The following is a 22,001-nucleotide window of genomic DNA, read 5'->3' on the forward strand; positions in this document are numbered from 1 at the left end:
GACACCATGGTCGACATCCTGATGCCCCGCCTCTCGGACACGATGGAAGAGGGCGTCGTCAACGCCTGGCTCAAGCAGGTCGGTGACGAGGTCAAGGCGGGCGACACCTTGGTCGAGATCGAGACCGACAAGGCAGTCATGGAGCACCAGGCCTACGAGGACGGTGTTCTGGAAGAGATCGTGGTCGCCGAGGGTGATTCCGCTCCGATCGGTGCACCGATCGCGCGGCTGCGGGCGGCCGGTGAACCCGAGTCTGCCCCAGCGGCCGAAGAGTCCGAGCCGGCGCCGGCTGAGACGGGAGTCGCCGCGGCCGAGGCCGAATCCGCCGAGGCCGAGCCGGCGGCACCGGCGGCTGCGCAAGCACCAGCCACGCCAGCCACACCGGCAGCGCCCGCCGCGGCGTCGACGGGCGACGGCGCGCGCATCCTCTCCTCGCCGTTGGCACGCCGTGACGCCCGCGAGTACGGCATCGACCTGGCGACCGTCACGGGAACCGGTCCCGGCGGGCGCATCATCCGCGCCGACGTCGCCCGCGCTCGCGACGAGCAGGCTCGCGCGGCATCCGCCCCGGCGGCCGCACCGGCCGCGGCGACACCTGCTCCCGAAGTGCCGGTCACCGACAGTGACGAGGTCATCTCGCTCACCCCGATCCGGCGCACCATCGCGCGCCGGCTGAGCCAGAGCAAGCAGACCGCACCGCACTACTACGTCACCAAGACCGTGGACGCCGAGCCGTTGATGACGCTGCGCGCAGATCTCAACGACCGGCTGGTCGCAGCCGGCCGGCCGAAGGTCAGCGTGAACGACATCATCGTCCGGGCCGCCGCCGTGGTGTTGCGCGATCACCCGGTCGTGAACTCGTCGTTCGCCGACGACTCGATCGTGCAGCACGGACGCATCCACGTCGGCGTCGCCGTGGCCACCGACGCGGGCCTCGTCGTGCCGGTCATCCGGGACGCCGACAGCAAGAACCTCACCACCATCGCGGCCGAGACCCGCGAACTCGCCGGCCGGGCTCGTGAGCGCAAGCTGACCCCGGACGAGATGACCGGCAGCACGTTCACCGTCAGCAACCTCGGCATGTACGGCATCGACCACTTCACCGCCGTCATCAACCCGCCTGAGGCGGCCATCCTCGCCGTCGGCGCGGTGCGCTCCGAGGCCGGTGTCCGCGACGGTGCGGTCGGCGTGGTCCAGCGGATGACGATGACCATGTCGTCGGACCACCGGGTCGTCGACGGCGCTCAGGCCGCGGAGTTCATCCGAGACCTCGCGACCGTGCTCGAAGACCCCTGGCTCGCCGTCGCCTGACACCGCTCAGCCAGCAGCGCGTGACTTCATGGCCGGTGACGGGTAGACGGCGAAGACCCGCTGGCCGGCCAGCCACTCGGTGAGCCTGCGCGCTTCGGCCTGCAACGCCTGGCGAGCCGGAGGGGCGACGTCTTCGAGGAGTCTCACCTGGACGATGCCATCGACGTCCTGCACCCAGGCGCCGACGGCCCGCCCATCGACCCACACGGTCGTTCCGGCGTTGCCTACGCTGTCGAACAACTGGGGGCCGAGCTCGCCGAGGACGAAATCGCGCTTCTTCCACCCCATCACGGTGGGATCGAGCAACGGCAGCAGCGCCACCCAGGGTTCGGGGGCGCGGACCGGCTCGATGTCGTCTTCTCGCAGCCAGCCGACCGAACCATTCTCCAGCGACACCCGCACCGCTGCTAGGTCGTCGAGTGCAGTCCGGACCGTGGCCTTGGTGGCGCCGAGCCACCACGCCATGTCGTCGATGGTGCCGGGGCCGTAGGCCCACAGCCACCGGTTCACCAGGTCGGCGTAGCCCTGCCGTGCCTCGAGCGCGTTGGGGACCTCGTGACCCCACCATGCTGCGGTGGTCGTCCACGTGGGCCGGCTGGTGTACCAGGGGCCGGCGTTGCCCGCCCGGGCGATCTTTCCGGCCAGGTTGAGCTGAGCGAGGACGCGAGGGGCGATCGCCACCTTGCCGCCCCACGACTTGCCGGGAGCCTGCACGATGAACCCGCCGACTTCGGGGACCTCCTCCCGCAGTTGGGCCGACGACCGCGGGACGCCGTCGGCGAGGTGGTCGAGGACCGCGATCTCAGCAGCCTGCACGAACGTCGCGCCTTCCCCGGCCGGCACCGTGCCCCAGCGTTCCAGGTCCTTGATGAGTCGGTTGCGGCTGACCGCGGCGAAGCGCGCGGAGACGCTGCCCCAGGCAGCGGGGACGACCTCGCGCGGAAACACGAAAAGCGTTTCACGCATGGCCTGCTGCCTGATCAGGGTACGCGTGTCGTAGAGCGCTCGTTCAACGTCGTCGACGCTGCTGGCCTCGGTCCGTGCCCAGCAGGACAGGTGCACGCTCGGCGGCTCGGTCGCGTGCAAGCACACGACCGCTCGAGCAGCGTCTTCGGGTGAGCGCACTCGACCGGACGGCGCCAGCGCATGCCGGACGCCCAGCCGCGCCCGACGCTCCTCGTCGGTGACCAACCGCACGACCGAGGTGGCCTCCGCCGGCATCAGGACGCTCCGCAGCCGGTGGCCTCGGCGATCAACCGGCGCACCTCCGCAGCCGTGGCGTCGTCCAATCCCGCTGGGACGGCCATGGCATCCCGCCACAGGCGCACGGCATCGGCCGTCGCTCCCACCGCGGCATGGATACGCCCGTGCTGGACCCACGCCACGGCCTGCAGGGACGACGCCCCCAGCTTCTCGGCCACCGCCGCCGCCTCGGTGCACGACGCGAACGCGGCGTCGTGATCACCACACTGCAGGTACAGCGATGCCTCCGCGGCCGCTTGGTAGAAGGCGTCGCGCGAAACCGGCTCGGGCGGGCACGTCGCGACAGCGGCTTGCAGGCTGCGGCGAGCATCGTCGAGCCGACCGAGACTCAGCTGAACCTCCCCGAGATTCCGCAGGCAACAGGCCCGGACCTCAGGCGGGAGGGGGTCCTCGGTGGTCACGCACCGTTCCAGTAACTCGGCGGCCTCGTGATGCCGCCCGGCGTGCTGGTGCAGCATCGCCATGTTGTTCAGCAACGTCACCTCGCCGAACCGGTCCCCGATCTCGCGGCGAATCGCCAGCGCCCGAGCGGCTGCTTCCAGCGATTCGTCGATGCGCATCTCCTCGCTGAGCGCCAGGCTGACGCTGTGCCACGCGGCCGAGACGAAGAACCGGTCGGACAGCTGTTCCTCGGCCGCCAGGACAGCGCGCGCGGTGTTCTCCAGATGCTCTCGATCGTCACAACACTCGTAGGCCACCGACCCGAGCAGCAACATCAACGCTGCGGCCTGGGCGGCATCCGCCGAATCCGGCGTACCCGGCGTCGTCAGGACCCGCCGGGCCAACCCCGCGATGAGGTGATGGCGCGGATGCAGCCACGTGTGGACGGCGACTTGGCTTTCGAACGTTCGCCCGGCGACGTCGTGCGGGTACCACGATGAAGTGTCGCGGTTGGTGCCTCCCGGGCGGAACACGTACTTGGCGTTGTCGAGGCTGCGCAGGTAGTAGCGCATGAGCCGGCGAGTCGCGGCAGCCACAGCGGCCTGGTCGGCTGGGTCGCCGTCATCGTTCAGGTAGTCGTTGACCAGATCGTGCCAGGTGTAGTGGCCCGGTCCCGTGGGTTCGATCAACCGAACGTCGGCCAGCGCCTCCAACGACGCTTGCGCGTCGTCGTCATCGACGTCCCAGGCAACCGCGGCGAACTCGACGTCGATCGCGGGAATCGGGGCGGCCGCCAGCAACCGCAACCGCTGTGCGGTCTGTGGTTCGAGGTCGTCGTGACTCGCTTCGAGCATCGCCCGTACACCGAGTCCGCCCATGGCGAGCTCGTCGAGGCGGTTGCCCGCGGTGAGTCGCTGCGCGAAATGAGCCAACGGCCACGTGGGCCGGGCCGCGATCCGTCCGCCGGCGATCCGCAGTGCCAACGGCGAGCCTTCGCACGCCGCACTGATCGCCGCTGCCGACTCCGGGTCGCTCGAGGTGCGTTCAGCGCCGACGATGGACGTGAGCAGCCGGCCCGAATCGGCCTCGCCGAAGAAGCCGAGGTCGACGCGGGCGGCTGCGGGCACATTGGTCAACGGTGGTCGGCTCGTGACGATCACCCCGCACATCTCGCCGCCGGGAATCAACCGCGGGAGATCGTCGGCGATGTGCGCGTCGTCGAGGATCAGCAGGAGCCGTTGGCCATCGCACAGCGTCCGGAACAGACTGGCCCGCTCGGCGACGTCGGCCGGCACCTCGGCCGCGGCGACCCCCAGGGATCGAAGCAGGCGCCCGAGGACGTCGCCGTGTTCGGTCCGCCCGTGTGGACCTCGCAATTCGGCGACCAGCTGCCCGTCGGGATAGTGCTCCCGAACGCGGTGGGCGACGTGGATCGCGAGCGTGGACTTGCCGGAACCGCCTGGGCCGGAGATCAGCACGACTCTGGTGGCCGCGGCGGGACCGGTGAGCACGTCGACCAGATGCTCGACCTGCTGTTCGCGGCCGATGAAATCCGGCACGGGTGGTGGCAATTGGGCCGGGCGGGTGTACGGCCGCGCCGGCGAGGTTTCGGGTTCCAGCAGCGTCGAGTCGTTTTCGAGGATGCGGCGATGCAGCGTGACCAGTTCCGAGCCCGGGTCGATGCCGAGCTCGTCACGCAGGATATGCCCGACGTCATGGAATGCAGCCAGCGCTTCGCTCCGTCGGCCCTGCCGGTAGAGGGTCAACATCAGCTGGGCCCATGTTCGCTCCCGCCACGGATGCGCAGCGACCAACGCACGCAGCGATCGCTGTAGTCCATCGAGGTGACCGAGCTGAAGTCGCAATTCGTTGGCGCGTTCGGTCGCATTGAGCAGTTCCTCGACGATGGCCGTGGCCCGCTCGCGCTCGACGTGATCGGGGGTCAACCCGGACAACGGGGCACCACGCCAGAGCGACAACGCGCGGTTGAGCAGGTCGAGCTCGTTGCGCGGCTCAGCCGTGGCGGTGGCCGCGGACACGAGAGCCCGGAACGCCCCGAGATCGACGGCGTCGGGCGCCACGTCGAGGACGTACCCACCGGCGACCGCACGGATCGTGTCGCGGCCGACGACGTGGCGCAGCCGAGCGACATGAGTCTGGATGGTGCTGCGCGGACGCTCCGGCGGCTGGTCGGGCCACAGATACTCTTCCAGCACGTCGAGGCCCACGACGGAGCCGGGACGCAGCGCCAGTACGGCCAACACCACACTGGGCCGGCCCGCGGGCAGCGCCAGTTCGACGCCGCCACGCCACGCACTCACCGGGCCGAGGATCGTGATCGACAGCTCTTGGCGCGAGCCGCCGCTGGTCCCCTCAACAGCCATCGCGGTCAGCTTAACCATGCCGTCGACGCGCAGTCGCCGTTCTCGGGTGGCCGAGCCCACTCACATACTTGACTCAGTCAACATATTGCTTGATACCGTCAACTCATGGATGCCGACACATCCGCCCGCGTCGCCTCCGTGCGGTCCTTCAACCGCTTCTACACGAGCGTGATGGGATTCCTCGACCAAGGTCTGCTCATGTCTCGGCACACGCTGACCGAGGCGCGGGTGATCTTCGAGCTCGCCCAGCAGCCGGAGTCCGACGTCGCTGATGTGCGCTCCGCGCTGGGCATCGACGCCGGCCAGTTGAGCCGGATCCTCGCCCGGCTGGACTCCGCAGGCCTGGTCGACCGATCGCGCTCGAGCGCGGATGGCCGCCGGCTTCGCGCGTCGCTCACCCAAGCCGGGCGCGACGCGTTCGCCACGCTCGACTCGCGCTCGAACCGCCAGGCGGAGAAGCTGCTGAGCTCGCTTTCCGAGCACGACCAGCGACGGCTCATCGCCGCGTTCGCCACGGTGCGCGAATTGCTGGACGACGGCGCCGACGACGACAGCCGCGCCACCTACGTGCTGCGCGGCCTGCGCAACGGCGATCTCGGATGGGTCGTGCAACGCAACGGCGCGCTCTACGCCGAGGAGTACGGCTGGGACGAGACCTATGAAGCTCTGGTGGCGCGCATCGTCGCCGACTACGGCGCGAGCCACGACCCACGGCGAGAGAACGCATGGATCGCCGAGCTCGACGGTCGCCGGGCCGGCGCCGTGTTCTGTATGCGCAAGGACGACAAGACCGCACAGCTGCGGCTGCTTCACGTGGAGCCGTCAGCGCGTGGCGACGGACTGGGCAAGCGCCTGGTCGACGAGTGCGTGACCTTCGCCCGGAACGCCCACTACGAGGCGATCACGCTCTGGACCAACAACGTGCTCACCGCAGCTCGGCACATCTATCAGAAGACCGGCTTCGAACTCGTGGAGCAGGAACCGCACCACAGCTTCGGCCACGACCTGGTCGGCGAAGTCTGGCGGCTGGACCTACGCCGAGCGTGACATCCGCTGCCGCACGGAGGCGGTCACCTCGTCGGCTCGCTGGGCCAACGCACCGACGCCGTCGACCGTCGCGGCCAGCCGCCGGCGCGCGTCATCGTCGGTGACACCTGCGACGTTGACCTCGATGTTCAGTCGCGCCGTCAGCGCCGCCGCCCGGGCGGACTCCACGGCGGCGCCGATGTCGGCCACCACATTGGGATTGGCCACCGGGAGGAGTTCCTCGGCCATGGCGATCAGATGGGTGGCGGCGACGATGACGGCAGCCGGCGGCTCCGCCGCCTCGGCGAGCGCGTTGGCGATGGTGGCCGAGCGCTCCTCGGCTTCCTCGTCGGTCTCCTGTGGCAGGTCATAGGCGCCGGTCACCGCCAGAAACGCCTCGGCGTCGTCTTCTGCCAGTTCCAAGGCGTCCACCCGCAACGCATCGGCCTTGACGAGGACACGCTCCACGAGCTCGGCGTTCTCGGCGAAACGCGGCCCGACGCTGTAGCGAGCTACCATCGCCAGCAGGGCTGCGGCCTGCGCAGCGTGCATCGCGGCCACGGCGCCGCCCCCGGGCGCGGGCACACGGGCGGCTAGCTCCTCCAGGAAGTCGTCAATGGACTGGTCGCGCACCCGGAACTCCTAGGACGGGGTGAAGCATCGAGGTCGGGTCCCAGTGTGCCGCGCACGCCGATGGCGTCATCGCCGGGGTGATACGTCGTATTTGCCCAGAATGTGGTTGAGTGCTCCCAGTCGGGCGCCGTTTCAGCGGATCATGGAAAGGGCAGCAGGTGTAGACCCATCCGTTGCGAACGGCGCGACGCACACCCGGCGTCACCGGCAAGCGAACAGGACGGCCCCGATGACCAGAGGCACCGCAGATCCCATCGGCGAGTTGCTCACCCGCGGCGTGGACGACCTCGTGTTCCCGGGAGCCGTCTGGGCGGTCGGCGGGCCCGACGGTACGCGCAGCTGGGGCGCCACCGGCCTGCTCGATCCCGCGGATCCGCGCGCACCCATGGCCCCGGACACCGTGTTCGACCTGGCGAGCCTCACCAAGATCATCGTTGTCTGGTCGACGATCGGCGCCCTGTGGGAAGCCGGCGACATCGGTCTCGAGGACTCGTTGGCGACCCACCTGCCGGAGGTGCGCGGCCACGATCTCGCCGACGTCACCGTGATCCAGCTGCTCACCCACACCGCCGGCGTGCCGTCGCGGGCCAACCTCCGGGCGCTGTACGGCACCGACCGCAGCGCCATCGAGCGCGGCATCCTGCACGAACCGCTGAGCCGGCCGCCGGGTCAAACCGTCGAATACACCGACCGAGCAGCGTTGATCCTCGGCTTCCTCGCCGAGCGGGTGGCCGCGATGCCTCTCGACGAGCTCAGCCGCGTGTGCGCATGGGATGCCCTGCACATGATGTCCACCCGATTCAGCCCGCTGTCCCCGGACTTCGTGGGCCGGTGCGCACCGACGGAGTTCGATCCGGACCACGGAGGCCACCTCAAGGGCATCCCGCACGACTACTCGGCGCGCTTGCTGGGGGTGTGCGGCAGCGCAGGGGCATTTTCGGTGGTGGCCGATCTCGCCGCGTTCCTGCGTTACCTCGTCGCGCCCGACCAAGCACCACGCCGGCCTGGGTTCGGGCCAGCGTGGATCAAAGAGTCACTCAAGATCCGGACGGCGAATCTGACGCCGTCGCGTGGCCTGTTCTGGCATCCGGCGAGCGCGGACGACAACGACGTGTGGGCGCACTTCGGATTCACCGGAACCGGCCTGTGGGTGTCGCCCCGCCGGGGCCGGTGGGCTGTACTCCTGACGAACAAGCTCTTCTACACGCGTGCCAGCGATCCTCTCAACGCGATCCGGCGCGAGTTCTGCCGTCTCGCGTTCGACGTGTGAGCCGCAACTTGTGCGCGAGTCGATTAGACTCGCGGCGCGCCGGCTGAGCTCAGACGCTCCCCACGGTTTGGCTGACACGTCAACATCATCACGTGCATGAACGAGCCCGTGATTCGCGCCACGGTGGGGCCAATGTGGCTGTTGTGGTGTAAGCGAACTCATACGTGAGTTATGGTGCCAGCGTGGCAGAAGATTATCGGAGTCGAATCGGTCGGTTGATCCGCGACTCACGTCAGCATCGCGGCTGGACTCAGAGCCAGCTCGCCGACGCCCTGGGCAGCAGCCAGAGCGCGGTCAACAGGATCGAGCACGGACAGCAGAATCTCAGCCTCGAGATGATCGCCCGGATCGGCGAGGCTCTTGACAAAGAGATCGTGTCCCTGGCTCCCACTGGCCCCTCTCACTTGCGAGTCACCGGCGGCCAGCAACTGTCCGGCAGTATCGACGTCAAGTCGAGCAAGAACGCCAGCGTCGCGCTGCTGTGTGCCAGCCTGCTCAACAAGGGCCGCACGGTCCTGCGCGGCATCGCCCGGATCGAAGAGGTCAACCGCATCATCGAGGTGCTGGAGAGCATCGGGATCCGCACCCGCTGGCTCGGTGATCGCCGTGACCTCGAGATCACTCCGCCGGAACGGCTCGATCTCGACAGCATGGACGTCGAGGCCGCACGCCGCACGCGCAGCGTCATCATGTTCCTCGGCCCACTGCTGCATCGTGAAGAGAGCTTCAAACTCCCGTACGCCGGCGGCTGCAACCTCGGCACGCGCACGGTCGAACCGCACATGTCGGCGCTGCGTCCGTTCGGCCTGGAACTGAAGGCCACCGGTGGCTACTACCACGCCGAACGTGATCAGGTGACGTCGCCGACGCGCCCGATCGTGCTGATCGAGCGCGGCGACACCGTCACCGAGAACGCCCTGATGGCCGCCGCACGCAACGACGGCGTGACGGTCATCCGCAACGCCAGCCCGAACTACATGGTGCAGGACCTGTGCTTCTTCCTCACCCGGCTCGGCGTCAAGATCGAGGGAATCGGCACCACCACGCTGACCGTGCACGGCAAGGCCGACATCGACTGCGATGTCGACTATTCCCCGTCCGAAGACCCGATCGAGGCCATGAGCCTGCTGTCGGCTGCGATCGTGACATCGTCGGAGATCACGGTCCGCCGGGCGCCCATCGAGTTCCTCGAGATCGAACTCGCACTGCTCGAGGAGATGGGGCTGGACTACGACCGCAGCGCGGAGTACGTGGCAGCCAACGGCAAGACGCGCCTGGTCGACCTCACGGTGCGTCCGTCGATGCTGCGCCCGCCGCGCGACAAGATCCACCCGATGCCGTTCCCGGGCCTGAACATCGACAACCTCCCGTTCTTCGCGCTGATCGCGGCGACGGCCCACGGCCAGACGATGATCCACGACTGGGTCTACGAGAATCGGGCCATCTACCTCACCGAGTTGACGAAGCTGGGTGCCGGCGTCACGCTGCTCGACCCACACCGCGTCCTCGTCGAGGGCCCGACCCGGTGGTCCGGTACCGAGGTCATCTGCCCGCCGGCGCTTCGCCCGGCCGTCGTGGTCCTCCTGGCGATGCTCGCAGCCAGAGGCACGTCGGTTCTGCGCAACGTCTACGTCATCAACCGCGGCTACGAAGACCTCGCCGCCCGGCTGTCCGTGCTCGGTGCCCGGATCGAAGCGTTCCGCGACATCTGATTGCTCTGCCGTGTCTGATTTCCGCTAGTCGCAGCGTCGTCCAGCAACGACACTGGAATCATGCTGGACGAAGAAGCGCAGTACCGAGCGGTGAGCAGCCGCGACGCGAGGTTCGACGGCGTGTTCTACCTCGGTGTCACCACGACGGGCATCTACTGCCGGCCCAGCTGTCCGGCGATGACGCCCAAACGGACGAACATCCGCTATTTCCGCACGGCGGCGCAGGCCCAGACCGCTGGGTTCCGGGCCTGTCGACGCTGCCGGCCGGATGCCACGCCGGGCTCGGCGGAGTGGAACGTGCGCGCGGACGTGGTCGGGCGTGCAATGCGCCTGATCGCTGACGGCGTGGTCGACCGCGACGGCGTGGCCGGCTTGGCCGGGAAGCTGGGTTACAGCGAGCGGCAGGTGCACCGTACGCTCACCGAAGAGGTCGGCGCCGGGCCGCTCCGGTTGGCCCGTTCGCAGCGTGCCCACACCGCCCGGACACTGCTGGAGACGACGGCCATGCCGGTGACCGAGATCGCGTTCGCCGCGGGGTTCACCAGCATTCGCCAGTTCAACGACACCGTCCGGGAGATCTACGCCGCCTCGCCGAGCGAGTTGCGCGCCACCTCCCGCCGCCACGAGCGCTCTCGGGTTGCCGGTGCGATAGACCTGCGGCTCGCCTACCGGGCGCCGGCCCACCTCGCCGGCGTCCTCACGTTCTTGGCCCAGCGCGCGATCCCCGGTGTCGAGGAAGTCGACGGCGACACCTACCGCCGCAGCATCTCGCTGCCGCACGGCGTCGGGGTCGCTGAGCTCACGCCCCGGGACGGTTGGGTTCAGGCCCGGTTGCGCCTGGCCGATCCCCGAGACCTGACCGCGGCGGTCGCCCGATGCCGCCGGATCTTCGATCTCGACGCCGACCCGCAGGCAGCTGACGCCGTCCTCGCCGCCGATCGCGCGCTCGCCGAACTCGTGGGCTCCGCCCCCGGGCGACGCCTGCCGGGATCGGTCGATGCCGACGAACTCGCCGTGCGTGGGGTGCTCGGCCAGCAGGTGTCCGTGGCCGCCGCGCGCACGATCGCCGCGCGGCTCACCACGACGTACGGCAAGCCACTCGATGCGCCGGTCGGGACGATCACCCACGCGTTCCCTACGGCGGCCGCCCTGGCGGAGGCCGACCCATCCGCGTTCCCCATGCCACGGACCCGGCAGAACACGCTGCACGAGCTGACCAGGAGGTTGGCCACCGGGCGGATTCGGCTCGACCCGGGTGTGGACCGCGACGAAGCCGAACGCCAACTGCTCGAGGTTCCCGGTATCGGACCCTGGACCGCCGGTTACCTCCGTATGCGGGGGCTCGGTGATCCGGACGTGTTCCTGCCCACCGACCTGGGCGTCAAACACGGGCTGCGTCGGCTCGGCCTGCCCACCGAGCCGAAGGCCGTCACGAAGCTGGCCGAGCGCTGGCGCCCTTGGCGATCGTACGCATTGATGCACATCTGGGCGTGCCTGACGACTACGCACAGCGAGGAATGACGATGACCACCACGATCTGGACCTCCATCGACAGCCCGATCGGCCCGCTGCGGGTGACCGCCAGCGATGCGGGCCTCACCGGGGTCTACATGGAACAACACCGGCACGGGCCCGTCGGCATCGACGCCTCCTGGCGCCGCGACGACGCCTGGTTCGCCGAGACTCGCCGCCAGCTCGACGCGTACTTCGAGGGACGGCTGCATGAGTTCGATCTTCCGCTCGCCCCGGTCGGTACCCCCTTCCAGCTCACGGTGTGGCAGGCCCTGCGCACCATTCCGTACGGTCACGTGCGCAGCTACGCCATGATCGCCACGCAGATCGGGCGCCCGACGGCCTCGCGCGCGGTGGGGATGGCCAACGGCCGCAACCCGTTGTCGATCATCGTGCCGTGCCACCGCGTGATCGGCTCGAGCGGGGCGCTCACCGGCTACGGCGGCGGGCTCGACCGCAAGCGCGCGCTGCTGGATCTCGAGGCCGCCAACGTCGGCGCGTCACCAGCTCCAACCGTCATGGCGTAACGCGCTCTCGATCATCAGGCGGCGCACCGCCGGTGGCGCATCCGGGATGTCGAGACCGGCCATGTGGGCAGCCTCGATCAGCAGATCGTCGTAGGCAGCCGTCGCCGCGGTCAGATGGTGAGCGCGGGCCCACCGGCCCACGTCGCGCTCGAGGCTCCGCATCTCATCGGCCATCCTGGACAGCCGCAGCTGCACCGTGAGAGTCCGGAACGGATCAGCGACTGCGCACGGCTGGCTCCGACCCGAGGACCAGCGCCGTCGCAAGGCTCGGGTGAGATCGGCGAAGTTCGTGTTCATCCGCGGTCGCCCCTGCTCAGAATGCTAGTCGCCGACGGGCGGCGTGACGAGACCCTGGCCGGGCCGACGAGAGTTCAGCCGGACTATGGCACTCTGAAACATGCCCGAAGGCGACACCGTCTACAGAACGGCTGCTCGGCTGCACGGCGTGCTGGCCGGCGACGTGCTGACCAGTACTGACTTCCGGGTTCCCAGGTTTGCCACGGCCGATCTCAGCGGCCGCACCGTCACCGAAGTGGTCTCGCGCGGAAAACACCTGCTCACGCGGATGACCGGCGACCTGACGCTGCACAGCCACCTGCGGATGGAGGGAGCGTGGCGGGTCTACGCGCCGGGTGAGCGGTGGCGCGGTGGGCCCGGCTTCCAGATCAGGGTGGTGCTGTCGACCGAGCGCGTGCACGCTGTGGGTTACCGGTTGCCCATCGTGGAGCTGATCCGGACCAGTGCGGAACCCGGCGTCGTCGGGCATCTGGGTCCGGACCTGCTCGGCGCCGATTGGGACCCGGCCGAGGCGGTACGTCGGCTGCTGGCGACGCCCGGCCGCGAGCTCGGAGCCGCGCTGCTCGACCAACGCAATCTCGCCGGCATCGGTACGGTCTACCTCGCCGAGGTGTGCTTCCTGGCCGGTGAGTCGCCGTACACCCCGGTCGAACGGGTCGCGAACCTGGAGCAACTGGTCGTGCGGGCGCATACGCTGATGGCGCGCAACGCGCAGACGGGCCAGCAGGTCACCACCGGTGACCCTCGTCCCGGTCGGCAGCACTGGGTGTACGGCCGGGCGCCACGGCCGTGCCGGCGATGTGGAACACCCGTGCGTGTCGGCGAGATCGGCCGAGCTCCGCAGGAACGGGTGGCGTTCTGGTGCCCCACGTGTCAGCCGTCGAGGTGAGCCGCGGCCAGATCAGGGCGTCGGGCCGTGGGCGTCGATCCACGTCTGCAGGTAATCCCTGAACCGCCCGATCGACTCGTGGTCGTCGATGCCGTTCACCCGCTTCGGCGTGCCGTAGCCGAAATCGACGCGAAACTCCGGCGGATCGGCATCGACTTCCAGGTCGAACACGGTCCACCGGCGCTGCTCGTCGCCGCCGGCCATGCGCTCGTTGAGCTCGATCACCGCGTCGTAGAGGACGTGGTCGTAACCGACCTGCCCGTACAGCCACTCGTGCCCGCCGTTGACGATCGCCACCGTGATGTAGTTCAGCGTCAGCCGGCCGTCGTCGTCGCGGTATGCCTCCCAGTTGCCGGCGAGCCTCGCCCACCCGTCGGGTGCGATCGCGGCGAATCGCTGGACGATCGTCTGGATGAGTTCTTGCTGCTCGTCCAAGCCGGCCGGCTGCGGCGTGCCGGGCGACGGGCTCATGGATGCGGCGCCACCAGATTCACCGACCTGCACAGCCTCGGCCAGCGCATCCAGCTCGGCCCGGTGCTTCTCGATGTAGTCATCGAAGCGATGATCGATGGACCCCAACGGCGCCGGCCGGTCGTATTCGAATCCCACACGGCGATCTCCGTCGACGTCGACCTCCAAATGCATCGTCGTCCAACGTCGGTCGTTGACCTCCGCCATCAACCAGTAGAGGCAGTCGATGCACTGCCCCAGAGTCCAGTCGTAGTCGATCTCGCTGCGCCTCAGTTCGGTGCCGTCCCGCACGACCGCGAAAATGGCCATGCCGGCCATCAGATCGTCGTCTTCGTCTGGGGTGACTTCCCAGTTCAGGACCAGTCTGATCCAGCCCGGAGGCGCTAGATCGGTCAGGCGCTCCACGACCGCATCGACCGTCGACTGTGGCTTGTTCATGCAGTCCTCACTTGTTGACGAACCTGTACGGCCGAGACCGATCACCATCGACAGTAAGCCGTGCGACGAACTCGTCGGGCCGAGTGGTGGAATTCCGAGGGCCGTACACCACGCGGATCTCTACACGCACGTCACGGCCAGCCGCCAGTTGCTTCCGTATCTCCTTCTCGAACTTCGCGTAGGCGCCCTGGTTGAGGTTGGCCAACCCGTCGTCGATGCGAACCCCGTTACCCGAGACGACGTTGATCCGGTTCGTCGGGCCACCGAGGGCATGCCCCAACAGGTGGAACCCCACGTCGGTGGGGCGACCCTCACGGCCGATCTGCGCCTGCAGCCGTTTGTCGCGAGTTGCACGTGTCAAGCTGGGCTTACCGATCACGCTGATGGTCCGGCCCAGCTCGTCGGTCGTCCACTCCACGTCGCGGTAGCGGTACCTGGTGTTCGGCTCCGGATTCTCTGCGGCGACCTTGAACTCGGCTTCGGTGGCGAACTCGATCAGCGGGTGCTGACCCGCGGCGCTCGGCGCTTGCGGCGGGTCGCGCCGTTCGAACACGGGCACCGCTGCGAGCGGAGAAGCGCCCGCGGCCGTCGATTCGCCGGGTGGACGCAACAGTCGGTCCAGGTCGGCGATCGCGGTGTCGACGACGGTGCCCACCTCGGCAGGGATGTCGGCGAGCACGGACGGCAGCTGCTGCGACACCTGCTCGATCTCAGCTGCGACGTGGGCCAGGTGTTGAGAGCGGCCGCCTGCACGCAGGCGGCGCTCAGTGCCGTCGCCTCACCCTGGATCAGTTCGACTGCTCGATCAACCTCGTCGTTGACGACTGATCGAAGTCCCCGTAGCGCGTCGGCGACGTCGGACACCGGGCGCTCGCCCACGTCGCATCACCCTCGCCCGACCGCCGGAAATCCACCTCTGCTGCCGGTGAAGGTGCCCGGCACCCGTGCGCTGTGACATCCGGCGTCAGGCGCCGAGCTCGTCGCGCCGCCGGGCGAGGTAGCCGCGCTCGGCGACGTTCTGCGTGGCCGCAATGGCCGCGTCGTAGGCCGCGCGTGCCTCGTCCTGGCGTTCGAGGCGCCGTAGCAGGTCGGCGCGTGTCGCGTGCCACGCGTGGTAGGTCGTCAACGGGAGCGCGTCGACGAGAGCGAGCGCGACCTCCGGGCCGTCCAGCTCGGCGACGGCGACAGCGCGGTTGAGCGCGACGATCGGCGACGGGTCCATCGCAGCCAACTGATCGTAGAGCGCGACGATCTGGGACCAGTCGGTGTCGGCGGCGGTGGGCGCGTCGGTGTGGACGGCATTGACCGCGGCGAGGAGCTGGTAGCGCCCCGGCCGGTTGACCGCGAGGCAGGCTCGCACCATGGCATGTCCTTCGGCGATCAGTGCACGGTCCCACCGTCGACGATCCTGCTGGTGCAACGGAACCAGCTCGCCGCCGGAAACCCGGGCGACGCGCCGGGCCTCGATCAGCAGCATCAGCGCGAGCAAGCCGGTGACCTCGGTCTCTCGAGGCAATTGAGCACGCAGGGCCCGCGTCAGCCGGATGGCTTCGCCGGTGAGCTCGTCGCGGATCGGCTCGGTGCCTGCGCTGGCGAGGTACCCCTCGTTGAACACGAGGAACAACACGGCCAGTACGGCGGAGAGCCGCTCGGTCAAGTCGGCTTCGGCCGGCACCCGGTACGGGATCTTGGCGTCGCGGATCTTCGCCTTGGCCCGGGTGATCCGCTGGGCCATCGTCGTCTCAGGGACGAGGAAGGCCTGAGCGACCTCGGCGACGGTCAGCCCGCCGAGCAGTCGCAGGGTCAGAGCCACCCTGGCCTCCAGCGACAGCGCTGGATGACAGCAGGTGAACATCAGGCGCAGCCGGTCGTCGTGGACCGGGCCGGTCGGCTCGTGCGGAGTGTCGTCGTAGATCATCTGCGCCGCCTGATGCTTGTCGTCGCGTCGCTGTTCGCGACGCAACCGGTCCACCGCCCGGCGTACGGCGGTCGTCGTCAGCCAGCCACCCGGGTTGTGTGGCGTACCGTCGACCGGCCAGCGCTCGAGGGCGACCACGAGGGCCTCGCCGGCTGCCTCCTCGGCGACGTCGATGTCACCGAATCGGCGGACCAGCGAGGCGATCACCCGGCCGTACTCTTCGCGGAAGATCCGCTCGACCGTGGCATGAGTAGCCGACGCGACAGACTCCGACACGCATCCGCGCCTCAGGACTCACCCTGCTCCGGCGGTTCTTGGAAGGCCCGCACCTCGATACGACCTTTCAACGCCTTCGAGGCGAGCTTGGCGTACTCCAGCGCTGCATCGCGGTCCGGAGCCTCGATGACCCAGAAGCCGCCCAGGTACTCCTTCGCCTCGACGTAGGGCCCATCGGTGAGGATCGGCGCCTCGCCGGTGAAGTCGACCGTCGTCGCCGTCGACGGCGGGTGCAGGCCACCGGCGAAGACCCAAGCACCATCCTCCTTGAGTCTCGTGTTGAACCCATCGACCGCAGCGAAGACATCCTCGAGCATGGCCGGGTCCATCGACTCCATCGTGGGTTCTTCGGCTGAATCGTGCGGCAGCGTCAGCAGGTACTGCGTCATGCGGTTCTCCTTGATCACGGGCGGCCCGTGTGGCTGCCTCTCATCATCACCACGAACGCCGCTACCCCGATACGACACCCGCCGAACAATTTTCGAGGACTTTTTCGCTACGGCACCAGCGTCACGGCTGCCCGTATCCGCCGCCGCCGGGGGTCTCGACGACCAGCACGTCGTCGGCTTCCACCTGCGCCGAGTCGCATCCGGCCAGCTCCACCACGGTGCCATCGGCCCGCTCGACGACGTTGCGCCCCAGCGCGCCGGGAGAACCGCCGGCCATGCCATACGGCGGGACTCGCCGATGACCCGACAGCGTGCTGACCGTCATCGCCTCTCGGAAACGCAACCGCCGCACGACGCCGTCACCGCCACGCCACCGGCCCGAACCGCCGCTGCCGCGCCGTATCTCGAAGCTGTCGACGATCACCGGGAAGCGCCATTCGAGCACTTCGGGATCGGTGAGCCGAGAGTTCGTCATGTGGGTCTGGACGGCCGACGCGCCGTGAAAGCCCTCGCCCGCGCCCGAACCGGACGCGACGGTCTCGTAGTACTGGTAGCGGTCGTTGCCGAAGGTCACGTTGTTCATCGTTCCCGACCCCTCGGCCTGCACACCGAGCGCGGCGTACAGCGCACCCGTCACCGCCTGCGACGTCTCCACGTTTCCGGCGACCACCGCGGCCGGGAAGCGTGGCGCGAGCATCGACGGCTCCGGGACGACGATGTGCAGCGGTCGCAAGCACCCGTCGTTGAGCGGGATGTCGTCGGCGACGAGGGTGCGGAACACGTACAGCACCGCGGCCGTCGCCACCGACGTCGGCGCGTTGAAGTTCGTGTCCAACTGGGGCGACGTTCCGGTGAAATCGATCGTGGCCTGCCGGTTCGCCCGATCGACGGTGACGTTGACGACGATCTGCGCGCCGCTGTCCATCTCGTAGCGATACTGCCCGTCGTCGAGCGCGTCGATGACCCGGCGCACCGCCTCTTCCGCGTTGTCCTGCACGTGTCGCATGTACGCCTGGACGACGTCCAGCCCGAAGTGCTCGATCATGCGGCCGACTTCGGCCACGCCCTTGTGGTTCGCGGCGATCTGCGCGCGCAGGTCGGCCAGGTTGGTGCCCGGATTGCGGGACGGATACGGCGAGGCGGTCAGCAGGTGGAGCGTCTCCTGCTCACGGAAGCGGCCGTCCTCGGCGAGCAGCCAGTTGTCGAACAGGACGCCTTCCTCGTGGACGTCGCGGCTGAACGCCGGCATCGAGCCCGGGGTGAGCCCGCCGATCTCGGCGTGGTGTCCGCGGGAGGCGACGTAGAACAGCACGGCATCGCCGGTCTCGGCGAACACCGGGGTGATCACCGTGATGTCCGGCAGGTGCGTGCCACCGTGGTAAGGGTCGTTGACCGCGTACACGTCGCCGGGCCGCATCCGCTCGCCGCGACGACGGATGACCTCCTGCACGCTGGAGCCCATCGACCCCAGATGCACCGGCATGTGCGGCGCGTTGGCGATCAGGTTGCCGTCGGGATCGAACAGCGCACACGAGAAGTCGAGGCGTTCTTTGATGTTGACCGACTGGGCGGTGGCCTCCAAACGCGCGCCCATCTGCTCGGCGATCGACATGAACAGATTGTTGAAGATCTCGAGCATCACCGGATCGACGGCGGTTCCGACCCGCTCGACGTCGCTGCGGGCCCGCACCCGCCGGACGATCAGATGACCGTGGGTGGTCACCGTCGCCTGCCACCCGTCGTCGACGACCGTCGTCGCGTTCGGCTCCACGATGATCGCCGGGCCGGTGACCTTGTCCGTCTCGTTCAGGTCCGCCCGCTGGTACAGCGGCGCGTCCGTCCATTCCCCACCCGAGTAGAGGCGAACGGTGGACGGGTCGGTGGGGGTGGGGGAGGTTCCGTCCTCGCCCGCGACTCGCTCGTCCCTCGCTCGCCGATGCCCGTCCGCACCATGGCCGGAACCTCCCCCACCCCCACCAGAAAGTTGCTCGTTGCGGCCGATCGCCTCTACGGAGACTGCTTCGACGAGCAGCGGGCGGTCCATCAGGAACGAGTACGTACGCCGGTAGCTCTGCTCGAACTCCGCATGCATCGCCTCGACGGTGTCGAGCGCGACCGGGACCGCGGTGTCGGTGCCGTCGTAGCGCAGGTGGGCACGCGCGTGCACCTCGATGGTGTGCTCGGCAACGCCTTGAGCGAGCAACTCCGAGCGGGCGTCGGCCGACAGTGATGCGGCCACACCGGTCAGGCGATCGATGGTGCTGGGTTCGAGACGGCACTCGACGGACTGCTCACGCATCGTCGTCGTGTCGGCCATGCCGATGCCCAGGGCTGACAGGACGCCGGCCAGGGGCGGGACGAGCACGGTCCGGATGCCCAGCGCATCGGCGACCGCGCAGGCGTGCTGGGCGCCGGCACCACCGAAGGTCGTCAAGACGTGCTCGGTGACGTCGTGGCCCTTCTGCACCGAGATCTTCTTGACGGCGTTGGCCATGTTGGCCACCGCGATGGCCAAGAACCCTTCCGCCACGTGTTCCGGCGTGCGATCGTCGCCGGTGTGCTCGGCGATCTGGGCAGCCAAGCGGGTGAACTTCTCGCGCACGGTCTGCTCGTCCAGCGGCTGATCGCCGCCGGGGCCGAACACCGCCGGGAAGTGGGCCGGCTGAATGCGACCGAGCATGACGTTGGCGTCGGTGACGGTCAGCGGCCCACCGTTGCGGTAACACGCCGGCCCGGGGAAGGCCCCGGCGGAGTCCGGGCCCACCCGATACCGGCTGCCGTCGAAGTGCAGGACCGACCCGCCGCCGGCGGCCACGGTGTGGATGTCGAGCATGGGCGCGCGCAGCCGCACCCCGGCCACCTCGGTGTCGAACACCCGCTCGTACGCCCCGGTGTAATGCGAGACGTCGGTGGAGGTTCCGCCCATGTCGAACCCGATGACTTGATCGAACCCGGCGAGCTCGGACATGCGTGCCATGCCGACGATGCCCCCGGCCGGTCCGGACAGGACGGCGTCCTTGCCACGGAAGTGCCGCGCCTCGGCAAGCCCACCGTTGGACTGCATGAACATCAACCGGACACCCGGAAGTTCGGCGGCGACCTGGTCGACGTATCGGCGCAGGATCGGCGACAGGTAGGCGTCGGCCACCGCGGTGTCGCCCCGCGGAACGATCTTCATGAGCGGGCTGACCTCGCTGGACAACGAGATCTGCCGGAACCCGATCTGCGCGGCGAGCTGTCCGATGAGCTGCTCGTGTGCCGGATACAGGTGGCTGTGCATACACAGCACCGCCACCGCACCGATGCCGTCGTCGTACGCCTGGCGCAGCGGCGCCTCCAGTGCCGCCAAGTCCGGCGCGCGCAGCACCGTACCGTCAGCACTCACTCGCTCGTCGACCTCGATCACCCGCTCGTGCAACAACGTGGGCAGCACGATGTGCCGGTCGAAGATGCGCGGACGGTCCTGGTAGGCGATGCGCAACGCGTCGGCGAAACCACGAGTGACCACCAGCACGGTCCGCTCTCCACGGCGTTCCAGCAGCGCGTTGGTGGCCACGGTGGTGCCCATCCGGACCGCATCGATGCGGTCGGCGGACACCGGTTCGTCGGGCGAGAGCTCGAGCAGTTCCCGGATCGCGGCGACGGCGGCATCGCGATAGCGCTCGGGATTCTCGGACAGCAGCTTGTGGGTGACGAGTGCGCCGTCTGGACGGCGGGCCACGACGTCGGTGAAAGTACCGCCCCGATCGATCCAGAACTCCCACCCCACCATGCGCCCAGACCTTACCGCGCTGATGTGACGAGCAGGGTTGTCGCATCTGGCTAATAGGCGTAGCTTCGAAGCTATGGGTCATAGCAGCAAGACATTGTTCCTCGATCGCCCCGAGGGACGCCTGGCCTACGACGTCAGCGGCGACGGTCCGCTGGTCGTCTGTGTACCCGGGATGGTCGACGTCCGTTCGTCGTATCGGCACCTGGCTCCGGCGTTGGTCGAGGCGGGTTATCGAGTCGCCACCATGGACCTGCGCGGCCACGGCGAGAGCGACACGACGTTCTCGGCCTACGACGACCAGGCCGCCGCATCGGACGTCCTGGCGCTCATCGGCCACCTCGACCAGAGCCCGGCCGTCGTCGTGGGCAACTCCATGGGCGCAGCGGCAGCGACTCTGGTCGCCGCGGACGAGCCCGGCCTGATCGAGGCCATCGTCATGCTCGGGCCGTTCGTGCGTAATCCACCGACCACGTGGTTCCAGCGCGCGATGATGTGGCTGATGCTGCGGCGCCCGTGGGGCGTCCCGGCGGTCGCGGCGTTCTATCGTTCACTCAATGCCGGCGTCACCCCGCCCGACCTCGGCGACCACCTCCAACGCATCCGGGCCGCGCTGCGCCGCCCGGGTGCATGGGCGGCCGTGGTCCGCACGACCAAGACGTCGCATGCCCAGGTGACCCCGCGCCTCGCCCACGTGATGGCACCCACGCTCGTCGTCATGGGGGAACGCGACCCCGACTTCGCCGATCCCGCGGCCGAGGCACGCTTCATCGCCGACGCTCTGGGCGGGCCCACCGAGATCGACGTGGTGCCCGACGCCGGGCACTACCCGCAAGCCCAGCGCCCCGACCTCGTCAACCCGCGCGTCGTCGGCTTCCTCGACCAGGCCCGCCGGCATGCCTAGAGCCGGACTGACACCTGAGGTCGTCGTCGACGCCGCGCTCGCCGTCATCGACGACAAGGGACTCGACGCGCTCACCCTGGCCGCTGTCGCATCGCGGACCGGGGTGGCCGCGCCATCGCTGTACAAGCACGTCGGCGGGCTCACCGAGCTGCGCTCGCGCGTGGCTGCCCGGGTCATCGACGAGGTCACGCAACGCCTGAGCGCCGCCATCATGGGCCGCAGCCACGACGACGCCGTCCGGGCCTTGATGTACACCTACCGCGACTACGTGGTCGAGCACCCAGGTCGGTACGCCGCGATCACCCCCGACGCGCTGGGCGATCCCGCGCTCGCCGCACCCGCCGCCGTCCTGCTGGACGTGTTCCGTGCCGTCATGCGCGGCTACGGCCTGGAGGGTTCTGCGGCCATCCATGCGATCCGGGCGCTGCGCTCCATCGCACACGGCTTCGCCACCATCGAGGTCAGCGGCGGCTTCGGGCTGCCGGAACAGCTCGACGAGAGCTACGACCACCTCATCCAGATGTTCATCGACAGCCTCCCCGGTCACCGGTGATGCTGCCGCCACGCTCAGGAGAACGTCATGTCCCGCCACCGTCTCAGTTCCGTCGCCCTGGCCGTCGCCGGAGTGCTG

Annotated in this window: 18 protein-coding genes; 9 read left to right on the forward strand and 9 right to left on the reverse strand. The window is 68.9% G+C overall.

The window, feature by feature from the left end:
- The first annotated feature begins 6 nt into the window (after positions 1–6).
- Complete coding sequence (locus M6444_RS19600; protein ID WP_298331308.1) at positions 7–1,311, forward strand: dihydrolipoamide acetyltransferase family protein; 1,305 nt, start codon at positions 7–9, stop codon at positions 1,309–1,311.
- Positions 1,312–1,317: 6 nt separating this feature from the next.
- Here the strand turns inward: M6444_RS19600 and M6444_RS19605 are convergent, their stop codons facing one another.
- Positions 1,318–2,532 carry a winged helix DNA-binding domain-containing protein gene (locus M6444_RS19605; RefSeq protein WP_298331309.1) on the reverse strand — a complete coding sequence of 405 codons (1,215 nt, stop codon included), beginning with the start codon at positions 2,530–2,532 and terminating at the stop codon, positions 1,318–1,320.
- Positions 2,532–5,339 (reverse strand): BTAD domain-containing putative transcriptional regulator, encoded by a 2,808-nt coding sequence (locus tag M6444_RS19610; protein WP_298331311.1) that lies wholly within the window; start codon positions 5,337–5,339, stop codon positions 2,532–2,534. Before M6444_RS19610 ends, M6444_RS19605 begins: the two co-directional genes overlap by 1 nt.
- A gap of 105 nt (positions 5,340–5,444) precedes the next feature.
- Here M6444_RS19610 and M6444_RS19615 point away from each other — a divergent pair, with 105 nt between their 5' ends.
- Entirely contained in the window at positions 5,445–6,386 is a 942-nt protein-coding gene (locus M6444_RS19615) for a bifunctional helix-turn-helix transcriptional regulator/GNAT family N-acetyltransferase (RefSeq protein WP_298331313.1), read from the forward strand.
- Here M6444_RS19615 and M6444_RS19620 read toward each other — a convergent pair.
- A complete protein-coding gene (locus M6444_RS19620; protein WP_298331314.1) occupies positions 6,372–6,998 on the reverse strand; it encodes a cyclodeaminase/cyclohydrolase family protein in 627 nt (208 codons plus the stop codon). The genes M6444_RS19615 and M6444_RS19620 overlap by 15 nt on opposite strands.
- Before the next feature lie 229 nt (positions 6,999–7,227).
- Here M6444_RS19620 and M6444_RS19625 point away from each other — a divergent pair, with 229 nt between their 5' ends.
- From M6444_RS19625 to M6444_RS19640, 4 genes are all read left to right on the forward strand, one after another.
- Positions 7,228–8,268 carry a serine hydrolase domain-containing protein gene (locus tag M6444_RS19625; RefSeq protein WP_298331316.1) on the forward strand — a complete coding sequence of 347 codons (1,041 nt, stop codon included), beginning with the start codon at positions 7,228–7,230 and terminating at the stop codon, positions 8,266–8,268.
- Between the two features lie 182 nt (positions 8,269–8,450).
- Positions 8,451–9,980 carry a UDP-N-acetylglucosamine 1-carboxyvinyltransferase gene (locus M6444_RS19630; protein ID WP_298331318.1) on the forward strand — a complete coding sequence of 510 codons (1,530 nt, stop codon included), beginning with the start codon at positions 8,451–8,453 and terminating at the stop codon, positions 9,978–9,980.
- A 60-nt stretch (positions 9,981–10,040) separates the two neighbouring features.
- On the forward strand, positions 10,041–11,501 hold the full coding sequence (locus tag M6444_RS19635) for a DNA-3-methyladenine glycosylase 2 (RefSeq protein ID WP_298331320.1): 1,461 nt from the start codon (positions 10,041–10,043) through the stop codon (positions 11,499–11,501).
- A 2-nt stretch (positions 11,502–11,503) separates the two neighbouring features.
- Complete coding sequence (locus M6444_RS19640; protein ID WP_298331322.1) at positions 11,504–12,019, forward strand: methylated-DNA--[protein]-cysteine S-methyltransferase; 516 nt, start codon at positions 11,504–11,506, stop codon at positions 12,017–12,019.
- Here M6444_RS19640 and M6444_RS19645 read toward each other — a convergent pair.
- Positions 11,993–12,316, reverse strand: a complete 324-nt coding sequence (locus tag M6444_RS19645) for a hypothetical protein (protein ID WP_298331324.1) — start codon at positions 12,314–12,316, stop codon at positions 11,993–11,995. The two genes, M6444_RS19640 and M6444_RS19645, sit on opposite strands and share 27 nt — an antisense overlap.
- A gap of 100 nt (positions 12,317–12,416) precedes the next feature.
- Here M6444_RS19645 and M6444_RS19650 point away from each other — a divergent pair, with 100 nt between their 5' ends.
- Positions 12,417–13,205: a DNA-formamidopyrimidine glycosylase family protein gene (locus M6444_RS19650; protein ID WP_298331326.1), complete on the forward strand. Its 789-nt coding sequence runs from the start codon at positions 12,417–12,419 to the stop codon at positions 13,203–13,205.
- Positions 13,206–13,217: 12 nt separating this feature from the next.
- Here M6444_RS19650 and M6444_RS19655 read toward each other — a convergent pair whose 3' ends face one another.
- The 5 genes from M6444_RS19655 to M6444_RS19675 form a co-directional block, all read right to left on the reverse strand.
- Positions 13,218–14,114 carry a hypothetical protein gene (locus M6444_RS19655; protein WP_298331328.1) on the reverse strand — a complete coding sequence of 299 codons (897 nt, stop codon included), beginning with the start codon at positions 14,112–14,114 and terminating at the stop codon, positions 13,218–13,220.
- A gap of 7 nt (positions 14,115–14,121) precedes the next feature.
- The gene (locus tag M6444_RS19660; protein WP_298331329.1) at positions 14,122–14,814 is read right to left on the reverse strand and encodes a DNA/RNA non-specific endonuclease; all 693 of its coding nucleotides are present in this window, start codon (positions 14,812–14,814) and stop codon (positions 14,122–14,124) included.
- Positions 14,815–15,078: 264 nt separating this feature from the next.
- Entirely contained in the window at positions 15,079–16,308 is a 1,230-nt protein-coding gene (locus M6444_RS19665) for a DUF6596 domain-containing protein (RefSeq protein WP_298331331.1), read from the reverse strand.
- Between the two features lie 11 nt (positions 16,309–16,319).
- Positions 16,320–16,697 (reverse strand): YciI family protein, encoded by a 378-nt coding sequence (locus M6444_RS19670; RefSeq protein WP_298331333.1) that lies wholly within the window; start codon positions 16,695–16,697, stop codon positions 16,320–16,322.
- A gap of 121 nt (positions 16,698–16,818) precedes the next feature.
- Positions 16,819–20,469, reverse strand: coding sequence for a hydantoinase B/oxoprolinase family protein (locus M6444_RS19675; RefSeq protein WP_298331335.1), 3,651 nt, complete (start codon positions 20,467–20,469; stop codon positions 16,819–16,821).
- 73 nt (positions 20,470–20,542) lie between these two features.
- Here M6444_RS19675 and M6444_RS19680 point away from each other — a divergent pair, with 73 nt between their 5' ends.
- Together M6444_RS19680 and M6444_RS19685 are read left to right on the forward strand one after the other, a co-directional pair.
- Positions 20,543–21,370 (forward strand): alpha/beta hydrolase, encoded by an 828-nt coding sequence (locus tag M6444_RS19680; RefSeq protein WP_298331337.1) that lies wholly within the window; start codon positions 20,543–20,545, stop codon positions 21,368–21,370.
- Positions 21,363–21,923 carry a TetR/AcrR family transcriptional regulator gene (locus M6444_RS19685; protein WP_298331339.1) on the forward strand — a complete coding sequence of 187 codons (561 nt, stop codon included), beginning with the start codon at positions 21,363–21,365 and terminating at the stop codon, positions 21,921–21,923. The genes M6444_RS19680 and M6444_RS19685 overlap by 8 nt, the downstream gene beginning before the upstream one ends.
- The last annotated feature ends 78 nt before the right edge of the window (positions 21,924–22,001 follow it).

This window comes from Haloactinopolyspora sp., from assembly GCF_027324685.1.
Classification (GTDB): Bacteria; Actinomycetota; Actinomycetes; order Jiangellales; family Jiangellaceae; genus Haloactinopolyspora.